The organism is Sphingobacteriia bacterium (genome assembly GCA_017304685.1).
Taxonomy (GTDB): Bacteria; Pseudomonadota; Alphaproteobacteria; order Rickettsiales; family 33-17; genus JAFKLR01.
The window spans coordinates 171,728-189,029 of the sequence record JAFKLR010000004.1 but is presented as its reverse complement, the minus strand read 5'-3'; the positions used below and the strand labels follow the sequence as shown (position 1 = coordinate 189,029).

Here is a 17,302-nt window from a genome sequence, read left to right as displayed (position 1 = left end):
CCCCAGAAGTTTTCTTAAATTATTTGGAAATAATTTATGCAGTAACTACATCAACTGTAACTTCAGCTGGTAAAACGTTTGTTGGTACTTCGATAACTTCTTCAGTTCCATTAACGTTTTCTAAAACTACTACGTTAGCTTCTTCACTAACTGCAACTTCTTCATTATTTATAACTTCGTTATTTTCCATTAAAACCTCCTTAAAAAATTAGTTGTAAAGTAACCTTACAACGTAACTGTTATAAATATTTTATTTTCTAAAAGTGGTCAACAATTAAATCAAAAATTGTTAAAAATACTAAATTGACCAAAGAGGTTCTTTTATTTTTGAAAGAATTTCAAGATGAGCTAGTTTTTCTTCTTCAGATATTTGTGTAGGGTTTTCACGTGAGAATAAATTTCTTCTAGTAATAATAATTTCTTCGATTTGTTTTTTTGTAACATCAATTGTAAGAGAATCTTGGTAGCCACCAGTCAATTGAATATAAACATCAGCAAGTAGGTTAGAGTCAATTAAAGCTCCGTGTTTTTCACGTGAAGATAAATCAATTTTAAATCTGCGACAAAGAGCATCAAGATTAATTGGTGAACCAGGAAATTTAGTTCGAGCAAGTGTTAAAGTGTCTACGATTTTCCTATTATGATCAACAGGAAGGAACCCGAGTTCAATTAAATGATGATTAAGAAATTTAACATCGAAAGAGGCATTATGAATAATTAAACTTGCATCACCTATAAATTCTAAAAATGTATGCGCAATGTCTTCAAAAAAAGGTGCATTATTTTTTTTTAAAAAATCTAAAGAAATTCCATGAATGCGGAAAGAATCTTCAGGAATATTTCTTTTAGGATCAATATAAGTATGAAATTCAACACCAGTTTTAACTCGGTTAATTAATTCAACGCAACCAATCTCAATAATTCTGTGATTATTTGCAGGATTAAGGCCTGTTGTTTCAGTATCAAGAATAATTTCACGAATTAAAGGTTGCATCGATTTCCTCAAAAATATTCTTTAATTGTTTTAGCACAAAATTTTTACCTAAGCTACTATTTATAGTAAAATCGGCAAGCTCTGACTTATGCTTTGAACTGATTTGTCTTTTCAATATATTTTGAAGTTGTTTTTCATCAATTTTATTTCTCTTTAAAACACGTTTCTTTTGAATATAAAAAGGTGCTCTAACGTTAATAACATAATCACAAAGCCGGTCTAATTTTGACTCAAAAAGAAGAGGAGCCTCAATTACCAAATAATTGTACAATTTGTGCATTTTAAAATATTGAATATTTTTTAAATAAAACTCTTCAACTTTAGGATGAATAATTTTTTCTAAAACAAATAGCTTATTTTCATCATTAAAAACGATATTTCCTAATAATTTCCGGTCTATTGTATTATTAACAATTGCTTCAGGAAAATGATTTTTTACTTCTTGTGAATTTAAAAAATTATGCGCGATTGTATCAGCATTTAAAGTTATACAATTAAAATTTTTCATTAAGTCAGCGACAAAACTTTTGCCCATTCCAATTGATCCAGTTAATCCAATAATAATCATATAAAAAAATTTTAGGTTTTAAAAAGCTTACTTGCCATGTTAAAAAGTATATGATAGTTTGAGCAACAATAAAATCCAACCAAAAGTTAATCTATTATGGCAAAATCTGCAAAAGATGATGCAAAAATTATAAACGTATATGCAGAATCTTTATTCGAAATAACAGAAGCAAATTACAAAGGTATCAAGAATACCTTAGATAATTTATTGCAACTATACAATACTTCTGAAGAGCTGAAAAAGCTCGTACATAATAAATTTCTGAAAAAAAATATTGTCGAAAATACAATAAAAGAAATATTAAATAAATTAAACGCTGAAAAGTATTTGATAAATTTTATAAATCTTTTAATTAAAAATTCTCGACTAAATTATTTACCGCAAATTATTGAACGCTATAATGAAATAATTGAACAAAAAGAAAATAAATTTAGACTGAAATTAATTTTTGCTAAACAACCATCGCAAGAATTAATTAATAAAGTAGTAAATAAACTCGAAACTAAGCTAAATAAGAAGTTAATTACAGAAATAAAAATTGATCCTGAAATACTTGATGGCTTAGTGGTACAAATTAATTCAACATTATATGACGCGTCTCTTTACAATAAGCTGAAAAGCTTCAAACAAAGTGTGTATAAAGAATTTAGTAATCTAACTAGTTAAGAGGAAGATAATGGAAATAAAGGCTTCTGAAGTATCTCAAATAATTAAAAAGCAAATAGCAGAATTTGCTGATTCAGCTGAAGTAAAAGAAGTTGGCGAAGTACTTACTGTGGAAGATGGTATTGCTAAAATTTACGGCTTAAATGATGTCCAAGTAGGTGAAATGATAGAATTCGAGTCAGGACTTAAAGGTATGGCTCTAAATTTAGAATTTGATAACGTAGGAGCAGTAATTTTCGGAGAAGATTATAAAGTAAGAGAAGGTGAAACCGTTAAAAGAACTCATCAAATTGTTCAAGTACCAGTAGGAAAAGGTTTGCTTGGAAGAGTTGTGGACGCCTTAGGTAATCCTATTGATGGCAAAGGCCCTTTAACAAATGTTGAATTTCGTAAAATTGAAATAAAGGCTCCTGGAATTATTGCAAGGAAATCAGTTCATGAACCTGTACAAACGGGCCTTAAAGCTATTGATACTCTTATACCAATTGGAAGAGGCCAAAGAGAACTTATCATTGGTGACCGTCAAACAGGAAAAACTTCAGTAGCATTAGATGCTATATTAAATCAAAAGAAAGTAAATTCACTTGATGATGAAAGAAAAAAATTATATTGCGTATATGTTGCAATTGGCCAAAAGCGTTCAACTGTTGCACAAGTAGTTAAAAAATTAGAAGAAGAAGGTGCATTAGAATATAGTATTATAGTTGCTGCTACTGCTTCCGAACCTGCTCCTCTTCAATTTTTAGCACCATATACAGGTTGTACTATGGGCGAATATTTTAGAGATAATGCAATGCACGCATTAATTACTTATGATGATTTAAGTAAACATGCGGTAGCTTATAGACAAATGTCACTATTACTTCGTCGTCCACCAGGAAGAGAAGCATATCCAGGAGACGTGTTTTATTTACATTCACGCTTACTTGAAAGAGCAGCGAAAATGTCTGATGAAATGGGTGCTGGTTCACTTACTGCTTTACCAATTATTGAAACTCAAGCAGGGGATGTATCAGCTTACATTCCAACAAACGTAATTTCAATTACTGATGGACAAATATTTTTAGAATCAGAATTATTTTATAAGGGTGTAAGGCCTGCGGTAAACGTGGGGTTATCAGTAAGTCGTGTAGGATCTGCAGCTCAAATTAAAGCTATGAAACAAGTAGCTGGTTCAATTAAGTTAGAGCTTGCACAATATCGTGAAATGGAAGCGTTTGCACAATTTGGTTCTGACCTTGATATCACTACTCAAAAATTACTTGCAAGAGGTCAAAGATTAACTGAGTTACTTAAGCAACCTCAATATTCTCCGCTAGCAGTTGAAGAACAAGTTATAGTAATTTTTGCAGGGGTAAAAGGTTATCTTGATAACGTACCAGTTAATAAAGTGCAAAGATACGAGAAAGAATTATTAAGGCTTATTAAAACTCAATATAGTGATCTTTTAAAAACTATTAGAGAAGAGCAAAAAGTTTCTGATGAAAATGAAAAAATATTAAGGCAAGTTTTACAGCAATTTTCAGAGAATTTTGTATAAAAGGTTTAAAATATGCCAAGCTTAAAAAGTTTAAAACTTAGAATAAAAAGTATTAAATCTACGCAAAAAATAACTAAGGCTATGCAAATGGTTTCAGCCGCAAAGTTAAGACGTGCAAGATTAAAGCTTGATGGTGCGGTTCCTTATGCAAGTGCTATGAAGGAAATGATTAACACTTTAGCTAATAGTATTGATATTAGCGATGAAAATGTTAATCCACAATTAGTAAAACTGCTTAATGGCAAAGGTTCAGATAATAAACATTTACTTATTATTACTTCATCCGATAGGGGTTTGTGTGGCTCTTTTAACACTTCAATAGCGAAAGCTGCTAAACAACGAATTTCAGAATTAACTACCTTAGGTAAGCAATTTGAAATTGTAACTGTTGGTTCTAAAGGTTTTGATTTATTAAAACAGCAATTTAGTCAAAAAATAATAAATTCTTTTGATGGATTAAGTAAGAAAACTTTACATTTTAGTGATATAATTCAAGTTGCAGATAAAATTATAGATCTTTATTTACATGATAAATACGACACTGTAACAATTGTTTATAATCATTTCAAATCGGCAATAACTCAAGAGGTAACTTTTGAAAGATTACTTCCATTTACTGAGCATAAAAAAGAAAAAGACAGTGTAGTTGAAAACTTTAATTATAGCTTTGAACCAGAGCAAAATATTATTCTTGAAAATTTAATTATAAAAAATATTCGTACAAGAATTTATCATGCTTTATTAGAAAATGCAGCAAGTGAACAGGGTGCGCGCATGACAGCAATGGATAATGCAACGCGAAATGCAGGTGAAATGATAAATGATTTATCTTTAGAATATAACAGAACTCGCCAAGCACACATCACCAAAGAATTAATTGAAATTATATCAGGCGCAGAAGCCGTATAAGTTTTAAGGAGATAAGAATGACTAAAAACGTTGGTAGAATCACACAAGTAATTTCAGCAGTTGTGGATGTATATTTTGAAAATGGACAAGTGCCACCAATTTTAAATGCGCTTGAATGTAATAATAATGGCCAAAAATTAATTTTAGAAGTAGCTCTTCATATTGGAGAAAATACAATTAGAGCTATTGCTATGGATTCTACAGATGGTCTTAAAAGAGGTGTAGAAGTACTTGATACAGGTAAGCAAATAAGCGTACCGGTAGGTCCTGCAACTCTTGGAAGAATTATGAATGTTATAGGTGAGCCTATTGATGAAAGAGGCAGTATTGATTCTAAAGATACAGCGCAAATTCATGCTAAAGCTCCTGATCTAACCGAACAATCAACAAAAAAGGAAATTCTTGTTACGGGAATTAAAGTAATTGATATGTTAGCGCCTTACGCTAAAGGTGGTAAAATTGGATTATTTGGTGGTGCCGGTGTTGGTAAAACAGTTTTAATTATGGAATTAATTAATAACGTTGCTAAAGCTCACGGTGGATATTCTGTATTTGCAGGAGTTGGCGAAAGAACTCGTGAAGGAAATGATCTTTATCATGAAATGATTGAATCAGGGGTAATTAATCTTGATGAACCTTCAAAATCAAAAGTAGCCCTTGTTTACGGACAAATGAATGAGCCTCCTGGAGCACGTTCACGCGTAGCTTTAACAGGACTTACTCTTGCAGAATACTTCCGCGACCATGAAGGCCAGGATGTATTATTCTTCGTGGATAACGTTTTCCGTTTTACTCAAGCAGGTTCAGAAGTATCTGCGCTTTTAGGAAGAATACCGTCAGCAGTAGGTTATCAACCAACACTTGCAACTGATATGGGAGCGATGCAAGAAAGAATTACTTCAACTAAGAAAGGTTCTATTACTTCTGTTCAAGCGGTATATGTTCCAGCGGACGATTTAACAGATCCTGCACCGGCAGCGTCTTTTGCCCACTTAGATGCAACTACAGTACTTAGTAGACAAATTGCAGAACTTGGAATTTATCCTGCGGTTGACCCATTAGATAGTACATCGCAAATGTTAGATCCAGCTGTAGTTGGAGAAGAGCACTACCGTGTTGCGCGTGAAGTTCAAAGAATTCTCCAAACATATAAATCATTGCAAGACATTATAGCAATTTTAGGTATGGATGAATTATCAGAAGAAGATAAATTAGTAGTATCAAGAGCTCGTAAAATTCAAAGATTCTTATCACAACCATTCCATGTTGCAGAAGTATTTACAGGCTCACCAGGTAAATGGGTGTCACTTGAAGATACTATCAAAGGATTTAAAGGTTTAGTCGAAGGTGAATTCGATGATTTACCAGAAGCAGCTTTCTACATGGTAGGTAGTATTGAAGAAGCGAAAGAAAAAGCTTATAAACTTTCACTCGAGGCAGCATAAATATGTATAGTGTTAGGCTTATAACCCCTGAAAAATTAAAAAAAATTGATGATGCAAAACTTATTCAATTTGAAGCATTTAATGGTCAAATGGGGGTTATGCCTGGACACGAAAAAATGATGGTAATGGTAAAACCTGGAATTGTTACCATTGATAATGAAAATGAAATTTTTATTACCGGTGGCTTTGCTGAAATTAAAGAAAGTGAAATAATTATAATATCAGAGGAAATTGTTTATCCAAAAGATATTACTCATGATTATTTACAAAAAAAAATAGCTTACTTACAAGGTTTAAGTGCTGACCATCCAGATTATGACAATGCTTTTCTTACCGTTCAAAATATTGAACATTTAGTGTTAAGTAAAGAATAGTTATAAGTTATTTAAAGTTTTTGTTTTTTAAAAGTGCTTTAATTTTGTTACGTTTTTCTTTTATTTTTGTATCATTATTTAAATATAAAGGCCTTAAAATTATTTTAGAATTTTTTATATCAGCATAATCATATGCTAAAAACCCTTCATTATCTTTGATATTGATATCAATATCATTTACCAATAAAGCTTCAGCGATTTCAATTAGCCCATATTTTGCAGCAACATGCAAAGGTGTTCTACCATATTTATCTTGCAGGTTTAATTTAGGGTTATGGTCTAGAATTATTTTTACGCATTCCAAGCATTCTTTATTAACGTATACATGTAAGGATGTATTTGCCAACTTATCTTGAGCATTAATATCTGCCCCGTTATTAATAAAAAACTTTATTAGGTCAGGATTACTTACATTCATAAGAGGGGTTTTACCTGAAATATCTTTATTATTTACATCGGATATTGGTATCAATTTTTTACAAGCTTTAATCCCTTTCTCACAAGCATAATGTAAAGCCTCACGGTTATATAAATCTTTTAAGTTAGGATTAATTTTATTTTTTAATAAGATATCAATAATTTTTAATGCTTTGTCCTCATCATCACATTCTTTTATTACTTTATGAAGTGGGCTAAAGTTATCACCACCAAGTAAATTTACTTCGGCGCCTTTTTTAATTAATTCAATAGTTTTATTAATATCACATTTACTTACCGCATAATGAAGTTCGGTATTATTATATTTATCTTTTAAATCCACGTTTTTTGCAAAAGCAGAATAAAAAATAATGAAAAAACAAATGATTATAAGCTTCATCGAATAGGCCTTTATATTATTTGCATGTTATAAAATAATTTTAATTTAACTTATATGCTCTATCAATTAAAGATTTATTTACGATTTGACAATTTACCTAAATAATTGTAGCCATATATACAGAAATTTAAGATTTTTAAAGGGAAGCTCTGTATGCATATGTCACAACTTTTTTTACCAGTTTTAAAAGAAGACCCAAGGGAAGCTCAAGTTATTTCACATAGACTTATGCTTAAAGCAGGTATGATTCGCCAGGTTACATCTGGTATATATAATTGGCTACCTCTAGGCCTTAAAGTATTGAAAAAGGTAGAAAACATTATCCGTGAGGAGATGGATTCATCAGGAGCACAAGAAATTTTAATGCCTACAATTCAGCCGGCAAGTCTTTGGATTGAGTCAGGAAGGTTTGAAGCTTACGGCAAAGAAATGCTTAAAATTAAAGATAGACATGAAAATGACATGCTTTATGGTCCAACTCATGAAGAGGTGGTAACTGATATAGTAAGACATACTGTTAAATCTTATAAGCAATTACCTTTAAATTTATATCAAATTCAATGGAAGTTTAGAGATGAAATTCGCCCACGTTTCGGAGTTATGCGTGGTAGAGAATTCTTAATGAAAGATGCATATTCATTTGATTTAACGAAAGAAGAAGCAGAAAAATCTTATGCTTTAATGTTTAAAACCTATGTGAATATTTTTAAAAGAATGGGTTTAAATGCATTACCAATGCAAGCAGATACAGGACAAATTGGTGGAAATTTAAGTCATGAATTTCATGTAATAGCTGAAACTGGTGAAAGTGAAGTATTTTATGACAAAAGAATTCATGAAGAAAAAGAATTAGATATAAATAATTACAAAAAATATTATGCCGCAACTGATGAAAAGCATGATGTAGATAAATGTAATGTACCTGCTGAATATTTAGTAAATAAAAAAGGTATTGAAGTAGGTCATATCTTTTATTTAGGAACAAAATATTCAGAGGTATTAAAGTTACAAGTAATGGGTTCAAATGGAGCGCAAATTACTCCTGAAATGGGTTGTTATGGTATTGGAGTTTCACGTTTAGTTGCAGCTATAATTGAAGCAAGTCATGATGAGAAAGGAATCATTTGGCCTGAGCAAGTAGCGCCATTTGATTATGCAATAATTCCTCTTGGAAATTCAGAAGCTGTAATGAATCTAGCGCAAAAGATCTATGAAAAATATTTAAGCGAAGGTTATAATTGTTTGCTTGATGATAGTGAGGGAAGTGTAGGAAATAAACTTGCAACAAATGATCTTATTGGCACCCCAAAACAAATTATTATTGGGCCAAAGAATTTAGAAAAAGGTGTGGTTGAAATTAAGGATAGAAAAACTAATATTTCAAAAGAAGTTAATATTAGCGAGTTCTAATAAAAATGTATGAAGAAAAAAATATAGAAAATTTATGGTCAAAAGAATATCAAGCTAAAGGTGTTCCTTCTTCATTTAAGGAAACGCCTTCATCAAATTTAGTAGACTTTTTAAGACTATTTTCTAAAGAAAAACTTTCTGATTCAAAAGCTCTTGATATTGGTTGCGGTAAGGGTAGGCATTCTTTTTACTTAGCTGAAAAAGGTTACTTAGTTACCGGAATAGATATAGTAGCCACTAATATTGATGAAATAAACAATGCTGCTTTAAATTCTGCTTTACCTATAAAGGCATATAAAAGAGATTTAAGTGAAAATTGGCATTTAGAAAATGAAAAATTTGATATTGCTATAGATTGCTTTTGTTTTAAACACTTAATCTCAATAGAGTCTCGAGAAAATTATTTAAATGAACTAAATCGTTATCTTAAGCCGAAGGCTTATTATTTGCTTACTTTATCAGATATCGATGATGCTTATTACAAACAATTTCCAGTTAGAAAAGAAGAAGAATTGCAAGTAATTTTAGATCCTGTAAATAATATTGAATCAATACTTTATGCTAAAGAACAAATATTAAATTTTTTCTCTAAATACTTTGATTTAATTGACCATAAGTTAAACCACGCTTTTTCTGAAATGCATGGAAAAACCTTTTTAAGAAGTACTCATAAGTTTGTAATGCAGCATAAAATTGGGTAAAAAATGAAATACATATTTTTAAGTATATATTTAATTTTGCATCCATTTTCTAATAGTATTGCTCGAAGCGATTTTGAATATAAAATTCTAAATGAAAATGATTATGTTAAAATGCCATGGGTGAATGGTAAAGGTGTTACTTATGAAATTGCACGAGGCAATTTTTATAATAGTAAAACTTGGGATTGGCGTGTTAGCAGAGCAGAAGTTACAGAAGACAATGAATTTTCACTTTTTCCTGAAGTTGATAGAAAAATTACAGTTTTAAATGGAGAGGGAATCGAATTAAGTTTTCCAAATAAGACAAAGATTTTACTTAATAATCAAAGAATTTATTCCTTTCAGGGTGAAAATGCCCCAACTTCAAAATTAATAGGAAATAATGTTCAAGATTTTAATGTAATGACAAGACGAGGAATTGCTGAATCAAATTTACAAAATTTAGAAAATAATTTTAAGCCTAAATTGGAAGAAATAAATTTATTTTATATAATTAGTGATAAATGTAATTTTATAATAACTCAAAAATCTCCGCAAAATTTATTTAAAAAAATTACCCTTGATAAAAACAATACGCTTATTATCGGAGATAAATATGAGCTACAAATCGGGTCAAAATGTAAGGGTTTATTTACTTCTATTAATAAAGTGAAAGAATAGTTATTTTTGACATTTCTCACAATAATAGGTCGTACGTCCTCCTTGAACAATTTTAGTAATCATGTTTTCACAAAAAATACATTCCTTGTTATGCCTATCATAAACGCTAAATAATTTTTGAAAGCTGCCTGTAGTTCCATCTGCTTTTTTATAATCTTTTAAAGTGGAACCTCCTGCCTCAATAGCTTTTTTTAAAGCTTTTCTAATACAATCTACTAAAATTTTACACTCATCTAATGATAAAGAATTGGAAGGTCTTCTAGGTGAAATTTTTGCCATAAACAAACTTTCTGAAGCATATATGTTACCAACTCCAACTACAATTTTAGCATCCATTAAAGATATTTTAATGGATTGTTTAATTTTTTGTAGTCTGTTAAATAAATAATTTTTATTAAAATTTTCTGAGAATGGTTCTGGTCCTAAGTTTTTGAATAATATATTTTTTTCAAAATCTTTTTCTTCAATTATAGTAATTAACCCGAATCTACGCGGATCGGTATACAATAAATGTTTATTATTATCAAAACTTGCGATAAAATGGGTATGTTTTTCAAGTAAAGTTTCAGGATTTAGGTTAGTAAGCAGAATTCTACCGCTCATCCCAAGATGAATAACTAAGATTTTAGAATTATCTAGGTGTATAAGTATGTATTTAGAACGACGAGTGATTTTCTCAATTTTGTGGTTTTGTAATATATTTTGTATATTTTCAGGAAAAGGAATTCTTAGGTCCCTTCTTAAGGTTTTAGCGTTTATAAATTTAGCATGTCCTAAATCTTTTTTAAGTGCATTGCATATTGTTTCTACTTCTGGTAATTCAGGCATATACAAAATGGTTTTTAAGTTATGAATAAAAATGATGATAATGTAGATTTTGGTTATAAAAAGGTCAATAGTAAAGAAAAACCTAAACTAGTTAGTAATATTTTCTCAAACGTATCTAATAATTACGATTTAATGAATGACTTAATGAGTGCAGGTCTTCATCGTATGTGGAAAAATCGTTTTATTACTCATATACCTAAATTTGATATTGATTATTTAGATGTTGCAAGTGGAACTGGTGACATTGCGCTTAGGTTTTTACAAGAAGCGAAAAGTAAAAATAAAGAGAGTAAAGTAGTTTTAAGCGATTATAACATAGATATGTTACGAATAGGAAAAGATAAATTATTTGATAAAGGTTTTTATAAAAATATAAATTTTCTGGTCGCTGATGGGGAAAAACTTCCTTTTCCAGATAACAGTTTTGATTTAATTACAATAGCTTTTGGAATACGTAATTTTACTAATATTGATGCTGCATTAAAAGAATTTTATAGAGTATTAAAACCATTTGGAAAATTTTTGTGTTTAGAATTTTCTAAAGTAAATTCATTTATTGAAATCCCTTATAATTTTTATTCTTTTAATGTTATTCCTAAAATAGGGAAGTTAGTCGCAGATGATGAAGATGCTTATCAATATTTAGTTGAAAGCATAAGAAAATTCCCTAGTCAAAAGCAATTTGCAAATATGATGATTACAAATAATTTTAAAAAAGTAGATTACGAAAATCTATCCTTTGGCATTGCAGCAATTCATTCTGGATATAAACTATGATGAATTATTTTAAATTTATATATTTTATAATAATATTTATTCGTTATAAATTATGGGCAGTCTTTAGCGAAAAAGATTATGAATCAGGTTTAAGATTAGCCCGTGCTTTACAAAAACTTGGACCTGCTTTTATTAAACTAGGTCAAACCCTCTCTACAAGACCGGATATTATTGGCTCAAATGTAGCGCTTGCTCTTACAAAACTTCAAGATAATTTACCACCTTTTGAATATAAATTTGTTGAAGAAACATTTATTAAAGAATTTGGAGTAAAACCAGAATATTTTTTTCCTGTTATTGAACGCCCTGCAGTAGCGGCAGCTTCAATTGCCCAAGTACATAAAGTGCAAGCATGTGGAGGAAAATATTATGCAGTGAAAATTCTCCGCCCAAATATAGATAAAATAATAGATAGAGATATTAAATTTTTTCATTGGGGAGCTAAAAAATTAGAGAAATATTTTCCTGCAACTCGTAGGCTTAAACCTAAAAGTGTAATTGAAACATTTGCTGAAGCAATGAGGCTTGAGCTTGATTTAAGATTAGAAGCTGCAGCAGCTTCAGAATTAAAAGATAATTTAAAAGATGATTTAGGGATAAAAATCCCTGAAATAAATTGGAATGTAACTTCTAAAAGAATTTTAACTATAGAGTGGGTAGAAGGCATTCCAATAAATGATTTAAATCAATTAAAAGAAAAAGGCTATAATCTTAAAAAAATTGCCTCAAATTTAGCAATTAATTTCTTTAATCAAGCTTACCGCGATGGTTTTTTTCACGGTGATATGCATCCAGGAAATTTATTTGTAGATAGTGACTATAATATTGTTTTAGTTGATTTTGGAATAGTAGGAAGATTAGGTAAACAAACTAGAATTTATGTAGCAGAAATTTTACGCGGGTTTTTAAGTCGTGATTATCTACATGTAGCAAAAATTCATTTTGAAGCAGGATACGTTCCTCATGACAAATGCTTGTTTAGCTTTGCTCAGGCTTGCCGGTCAATTGGAGAGCCAATTATAGGTCTACCTTCAAACCAAATTTCAGTTGGAAAACTTCTTTCTCAATTATTTGATATTACTCGCGAATTTGATATGGAAACTCAGCCTCAATTATTACTTTTTCAGAAAACATTAGTAATAGTCGAAGGGGTAGGGACAAAGCTTGATCCTGAAGTTAATTTATGGAGTTTAGCAGAGCCTTGGATAGAAAAATGGGCAATTCAGAATTTAGGTCCAGAAGTGAAATTAAGAGATGGGCTACTTAAACTATTTGATTTTATGAAAAAATTGCCAGATATTTTGGAAGAAATTTCTAATAAATATGAAAATAAGAAAAAGAAACATGAAAGAGAACAAAATTATAATTACAATTGATGGTCCTGCAGCTTCAGGTAAGGGCACTGTTGCTAGGTTACTAGCTAAGCATTTTAATTTAGATTATTTAGATTCAGGGATAATTTACAGGTTACTTGGATTTAAAATTTCAAATGAAAAAGTTGACGAAACGAATATAAGTATTTTAGTTAATTTAGCAAAAAATTTAGATTTAACTCAAATTACTGATATCTCCCTTTTAAAAACTGAGGAAGTAGCAAAAATTGCTTCAAGAGTTGCAGCAATTAAAGAAGTTAGGGAAGCTTTATTAGAAGTTCAAAGAAAATTCGCTGAAAAATCAAGTAATGGTATTGTTACTGACGGACGTGATATGGGAACAGTTATTTTCCCGACTGCCAACTATAAGTTCTTTTTAACGGCTTCAATTGAAGCTAGAAGTTTAAGAAGATTTAAAGAGTTGCAGAGTAGTAACAAAAGTGTTATATATACCCAAGTTGTGCAAGAGTTAGTTGATAGAGATAATCGTGACATGAGCCGAAGCTCTGCGCCACTTGCGCCTGCCATTGATGCTATTACTATTGATAGTAGTAATCATACAGCAGTAGAAGTGGCAGATTATATTATTAATTACATTGCAAGTCATAACTCTAATTAATATTTAATAAATAATGCTGCTTTAAGCATTATACGAAAAGGTGATTTTTATGTTAAAAAAAGGTAATTTAAAGTCTAAACGTCTTAAAGTTGAAGCGGAATATACAACTAACGAAGATTTCGCTGCTCTCTTTGAAGCTTCTAATACTAATACTAGAGTAAGAGAGGGTTCTGTTGTAAAAGGTATAGTTATTGATATTCAAAAAGATAACGTAATAGTTGATATTGGTCTTAAAACTGAAGGTATAGTTTCATTAAAAGAGTTCGAGTCGATTAATGAAACAGCTAATATCGGTGAAACTGTTGAAGTTTATCTTGAGAAGATTGAAAACCGTTACGGTAGATGCGTAATTAGTCGTGAAAAAGCTCTAAGAGAAGCTGCATGGGCTAATATTGAAAGCGCACTTGCTGAAGGTAAAACAGTTAGTGGTTTCATTTGTGGTAAAGTTAAAGGTGGTTTCACCGTTGATTTACAAGGTGTTATCGCTTTCTTACCAGGTAGCCAAGTAGACATTAGACCAATTAAAGATATTGCACCATTAATTGGTGTGGTTCAGCCATTTAAAATCTTAAAAATCGACAGGAAAAACGCTAACATCGTAATTTCTCGTAGAGCAATTCTTGAGGAATCAAGAATGGAAGAGCGTGATGAAGTTCTTTCACAAATTAAAGAAGGTATGGTTCTTGAGGGCGTTGTTAAAAATATTACAGATTATGGTGCGTTCATTGATCTTGGAAGTTTTGATGGTTTATTACACTTAACTGATATTTCTTGGTCAAGAATTAACCATCCATCTGAAGTACTTTCATTAGGTCAAACTGTGAAAGTTATGGTGATCAAATACAATGCTGATACAAAACGTGTATCATTAGGTATGAAGCAACTTGAAGAAAACCCATGGGGCGATATTGAAGCTCGTTACCCAAGAGGTTCAAGAATCCGTGGTAAAATTAGTAATATTGCTGATTATGGTGCTTTCGTTGAATTAGAAACAGGTATTGAAGGTTTAGTTCACGTTTCAGAAATGAGCTGGGTGAAAAGCAATGCAAACCCTAAAAAATTCTTAAGCTTAGGTCAAGAAGTTGAATGTATCATTTTAGATGTTGATGCAAACAAACACCGTATAAGCCTTGGTATGAAGCAATGTGAAGAAAATCCATGGCAAGCGTTTGCTGATAAAAACGCTATTGGTTCAATCATTGAAGGTGAAATTAAAAACGTTGTTGATTTCGGTATCTTTGTTGAATTACAAGGTGGTATTGAAGGTTTAATTCACGTAGCTGATGTTTCATGGGAAGATGAAGATCCTAAGAGACTTAAAGAATTCAATAAAGGTGATAAGGTTAAAGCTATCGTACTTTCTACCGATGTTGAAAAAGAACGTATTAGCCTTGGAATTAAACAATTAGAAGGTGGAGATCCTTTTGAAGGTTCAACTAAAGATCTTAAAAAAGGTTCTAAAGTAACTTGTGAAGTAACGGCAGTTCAAGATGATGGTATTGAAGTTCTTGTTGATGGGTTACAGTGTTTCATTAAGAAGGCTGATTTAGCTTCTGAAAGATCTGAACAAAAACCTGAGCGTTTTAGCGTTGGTGACAAAATTGAAGCTAAAATTACTACTATTGATAAATCTTCACGTAAAGTGAATGTTTCAATTAAAGCTCTTGAAGTTGACGAACAAAAACAAGCATTAGCTGAATATGGTTCTGATAATACCAATTCAACACTTGGTGACGTATTAGGTAATGCAATTAAGAACGCTAAGAAAAAATAAGTAATTCTTTTTTCGAAGTTTAAAGGGGTCTTTTTAGGCCCCTTTTTTTATTTGGTTTATAAAATTCCTACTTTTTTATTGTTAAGCAAAATCCTAATTTATAAAATAATATCAGGAAGTTATTTTTTAAATTTCGGTTATAGAGGATAAAATGCCATTAAATGAGCAGCAACGTGAGTTTTTATTATTTTTACCTTGTGAAGCGTTAATTGATGCTAATAAAGGGATAAAATTTAATGATCTAAATATTCAGGAAGAAATTAGCCTTATAAAACAGGCTTTATTTACTCCTACTAAAAATAAATATAGCTACCTTGCATTACTTCTTTGGAACCCTGAAGTTTATATGTTTGAAATTCAAACTAAATTAAGAAATATGAATATTAATCCAGCAGAAATAAGAGATGGAATAATCGAAGGAATTAATAGAGAAATAAAAGATTTTTTTAAAGTAGAAGACTTAAAAGAAATTATCATCTTATTTAATGAAAAGAAAAATGATCTTAATTTTATTTCTGTAATGAAAGTTATAACTAGTGACGGAGCATTATATTCTCATCTTAATAATAAGGTAGAGAGCCTTTTAAACTCAAAAGGTTTCAGGCATAACTTTCGTGCCCCTACTTTTGATGAAATGGTTAGAGATAAAGTTGCAAAAGATATGATAAATGATTTATTTGACAGATATTAATTATATTTTCTCAATCCAGCCGCCCCCAAGAACTATGTCGCCATCATAAATAACGCAGGCTTGGCCCGGGGTCACAGCACGTTCTGGAGTAAGCATTCTAACAATTGCCTTTTCGCTATCATATTTTTTTATAATTGCATTAGTACCTTTATGAGTAGAGCGAAGCTTTACCATAGCTTCAATACCTTCATCTGGTATAGTTTCACCGTCGCCAAGCCAATTAATGTTTTTAATAAAAAATTCGCTGCTTTTAAGAGCAGATTCAGGTCCAACAACCACTTCTTTAGTATCAGGGTTTATTTTAACGACATATAAAGGATCAGGGGATGAAATTCCTAAGCCTTTCCTTTGACCGATAGTATAGTTAATAATGCCATCATGAGTTCCAAGTACCTTACCTGCTAAATCAACAATATTACCAGCATCCAAAGCACCTGGTCTAAGTTTAGAAATAACGGAAACATAATCACCATTAGGTACAAAGCAAATATCTTGGCTATCAGGTTTGTTTGCAACTTCAAGGCCAAATCTTTCAGCATGTTTACGGGTTTCTTCTTTATTTAACCCACCTAATGGAAAATAAGTGAAATCAAGTTGTTCTTTAGTTGTAGCAAATAAAAAATAGCTTTGATCTTTAAAGGGATCACTTCCTTTAATAAGCTGGGCTTTACCATTTACATAGCGTTTTTGTACATAATGGCCTGTGGCTAAAGCGTCAGCTCCAAGTTCTTTTGCAACTTTAAGTAAATCTCTAAATTTCACTGATTGATTACATTTAACACATGGTATTGGGGTCTCTCCGCGAAGATAGGTATCTGCAAAGTCATCCATAACTGATTCTTTAAATAAGCTCTCGTAATTTAGCACATAATGTGGAAAACCAATCTTATCAGCAACATTTTTAGCATCATATATATCTTGGCCCGCGCAGCATGCGCCTTTCTTTTCTAAAGTGATTCCAAGATCATAGAGTTGAAGAGTAATACCAATAACTTGGTACCCAACTTCATGAAGCATTGCTGCAACTGTTGAGCTGTCTACGCCACCAGACATAGCGACGACAACTTTGGTATCCTTGATTGGTTTATTGATATTCTCAAGTTTCATTTAATTTAATTATTTTGTTATATAGAAACAAAATATTAATAAATTATAA

19 protein-coding genes are annotated in these 17,302 nt (G+C 30.9%); 13 read left to right on the top strand and 6 right to left on the bottom strand.

Features of this window, described 5'->3' with window-relative positions:
• Positions 1-34: 34 nt before the first annotated feature.
• The 3 genes from J0H68_06240 to J0H68_06230 all read right to left on the bottom strand — a co-directional run bounded on the left by J0H68_06240 (position 35) and on the right by J0H68_06230 (position 1,562).
• Positions 35-190 (bottom strand): hypothetical protein, encoded by a 156-nt coding sequence (locus J0H68_06240; protein MBN8828288.1) that lies wholly within the window; start codon positions 188-190, stop codon positions 35-37.
• 108 nt (positions 191-298) lie between these two features.
• On the bottom strand, positions 299-994 hold the full coding sequence (gene dnaQ / locus J0H68_06235) for a DNA polymerase III subunit epsilon (protein MBN8828287.1): 696 nt from the start codon (positions 992-994) through the stop codon (positions 299-301).
• Positions 975-1,562 carry a dephospho-CoA kinase gene (locus tag J0H68_06230; protein MBN8828286.1) on the bottom strand — a complete coding sequence of 196 codons (588 nt, stop codon included), beginning with the start codon at positions 1,560-1,562 and terminating at the stop codon, positions 975-977. Before J0H68_06230 ends, dnaQ begins: the two co-directional genes overlap by 20 nt.
• A gap of 96 nt (positions 1,563-1,658) precedes the next feature.
• On the opposite strand from J0H68_06230, the gene atpH reads away from it, so the two are divergent.
• From atpH to J0H68_06205, 5 genes are read left to right on the top strand one after another with little or no spacing between them, the layout of a single operon-like run.
• Positions 1,659-2,228 carry an ATP synthase F1 subunit delta gene (gene atpH, locus J0H68_06225; GenBank protein ID MBN8828285.1) on the top strand — a complete coding sequence of 190 codons (570 nt, stop codon included), beginning with the start codon at positions 1,659-1,661 and terminating at the stop codon, positions 2,226-2,228.
• Positions 2,229-2,238: 10 nt separating this feature from the next.
• A complete protein-coding gene (locus J0H68_06220; protein MBN8828284.1) occupies positions 2,239-3,768 on the top strand; it encodes a F0F1 ATP synthase subunit alpha in 1,530 nt (509 codons plus the stop codon).
• A 12-nt stretch (positions 3,769-3,780) separates the two neighbouring features.
• Positions 3,781-4,677, top strand: coding sequence for a F0F1 ATP synthase subunit gamma (locus J0H68_06215; GenBank protein ID MBN8828283.1), 897 nt, complete (start codon positions 3,781-3,783; stop codon positions 4,675-4,677).
• 17 nt (positions 4,678-4,694) lie between these two features.
• A complete protein-coding gene (gene atpD, locus J0H68_06210) occupies positions 4,695-6,122 on the top strand; it encodes a F0F1 ATP synthase subunit beta (GenBank protein ID MBN8828282.1) in 1,428 nt (475 codons plus the stop codon).
• 2 nt (positions 6,123-6,124) lie between these two features.
• Positions 6,125-6,496, top strand: a complete 372-nt coding sequence (locus tag J0H68_06205; protein ID MBN8828281.1) for a F0F1 ATP synthase subunit epsilon — start codon at positions 6,125-6,127, stop codon at positions 6,494-6,496.
• A 7-nt stretch (positions 6,497-6,503) separates the two neighbouring features.
• On the opposite strand, the gene J0H68_06200 is transcribed toward J0H68_06205, so the two are convergent.
• Complete coding sequence (locus J0H68_06200) at positions 6,504-7,313, bottom strand: ankyrin repeat domain-containing protein (protein ID MBN8828280.1); 810 nt, start codon at positions 7,311-7,313, stop codon at positions 6,504-6,506.
• A gap of 153 nt (positions 7,314-7,466) precedes the next feature.
• Here J0H68_06200 and J0H68_06195 point away from each other — a divergent pair, with 153 nt between their 5' ends.
• The 3 genes from J0H68_06195 to J0H68_06185 are packed head-to-tail and all read left to right on the top strand — an operon-like array spanning position 7,467 to position 10,084.
• Positions 7,467-8,723 carry a proline--tRNA ligase gene (locus J0H68_06195; protein ID MBN8828279.1) on the top strand — a complete coding sequence of 419 codons (1,257 nt, stop codon included), beginning with the start codon at positions 7,467-7,469 and terminating at the stop codon, positions 8,721-8,723.
• 5 nt (positions 8,724-8,728) lie between these two features.
• A complete protein-coding gene (locus J0H68_06190) occupies positions 8,729-9,424 on the top strand; it encodes a class I SAM-dependent methyltransferase (GenBank protein MBN8828278.1) in 696 nt (231 codons plus the stop codon).
• 3 nt (positions 9,425-9,427) lie between these two features.
• The gene (locus J0H68_06185; GenBank protein ID MBN8828277.1) at positions 9,428-10,084 is read left to right on the top strand and encodes a HutD family protein; all 657 of its coding nucleotides are present in this window, start codon (positions 9,428-9,430) and stop codon (positions 10,082-10,084) included.
• On the opposite strand, the gene mutM is transcribed toward J0H68_06185, so the two are convergent.
• On the bottom strand, positions 10,085-10,912 hold the full coding sequence (gene mutM / locus J0H68_06180) for a bifunctional DNA-formamidopyrimidine glycosylase/DNA-(apurinic or apyrimidinic site) lyase (GenBank protein MBN8828276.1): 828 nt from the start codon (positions 10,910-10,912) through the stop codon (positions 10,085-10,087).
• 21 nt (positions 10,913-10,933) lie between these two features.
• Between mutM and ubiE the strand changes: the two genes are divergently transcribed.
• The 5 genes from ubiE to J0H68_06155 all read left to right on the top strand — a co-directional run bounded on the left by ubiE (position 10,934) and on the right by J0H68_06155 (position 16,146).
• Positions 10,934-11,689 (top strand): bifunctional demethylmenaquinone methyltransferase/2-methoxy-6-polyprenyl-1,4-benzoquinol methylase UbiE, encoded by a 756-nt coding sequence (ubiE, locus tag J0H68_06175; protein MBN8828275.1) that lies wholly within the window; start codon positions 10,934-10,936, stop codon positions 11,687-11,689.
• Entirely contained in the window at positions 11,686-13,065 is a 1,380-nt protein-coding gene (ubiB, locus tag J0H68_06170) for a 2-polyprenylphenol 6-hydroxylase (protein ID MBN8828274.1), read from the top strand. The genes ubiE and ubiB overlap by 4 nt, the downstream gene beginning before the upstream one ends.
• Entirely contained in the window at positions 13,034-13,681 is a 648-nt protein-coding gene (locus tag J0H68_06165; protein ID MBN8828273.1) for a (d)CMP kinase, read from the top strand. The genes ubiB and J0H68_06165 overlap by 32 nt, the downstream gene beginning before the upstream one ends.
• Before the next feature lie 49 nt (positions 13,682-13,730).
• On the top strand, positions 13,731-15,455 hold the full coding sequence (locus J0H68_06160; GenBank protein ID MBN8828272.1) for a 30S ribosomal protein S1: 1,725 nt from the start codon (positions 13,731-13,733) through the stop codon (positions 15,453-15,455).
• 151 nt (positions 15,456-15,606) lie between these two features.
• On the top strand, positions 15,607-16,146 hold the full coding sequence (locus J0H68_06155; GenBank protein MBN8828271.1) for a hypothetical protein: 540 nt from the start codon (positions 15,607-15,609) through the stop codon (positions 16,144-16,146).
• Here J0H68_06155 and mnmA read toward each other — a convergent pair whose 3' ends face one another.
• A complete protein-coding gene (gene mnmA / locus J0H68_06150; protein MBN8828270.1) occupies positions 16,147-17,253 on the bottom strand; it encodes a tRNA 2-thiouridine(34) synthase MnmA in 1,107 nt (368 codons plus the stop codon).
• Positions 17,254-17,302: the final 49 nt, after the last annotated feature.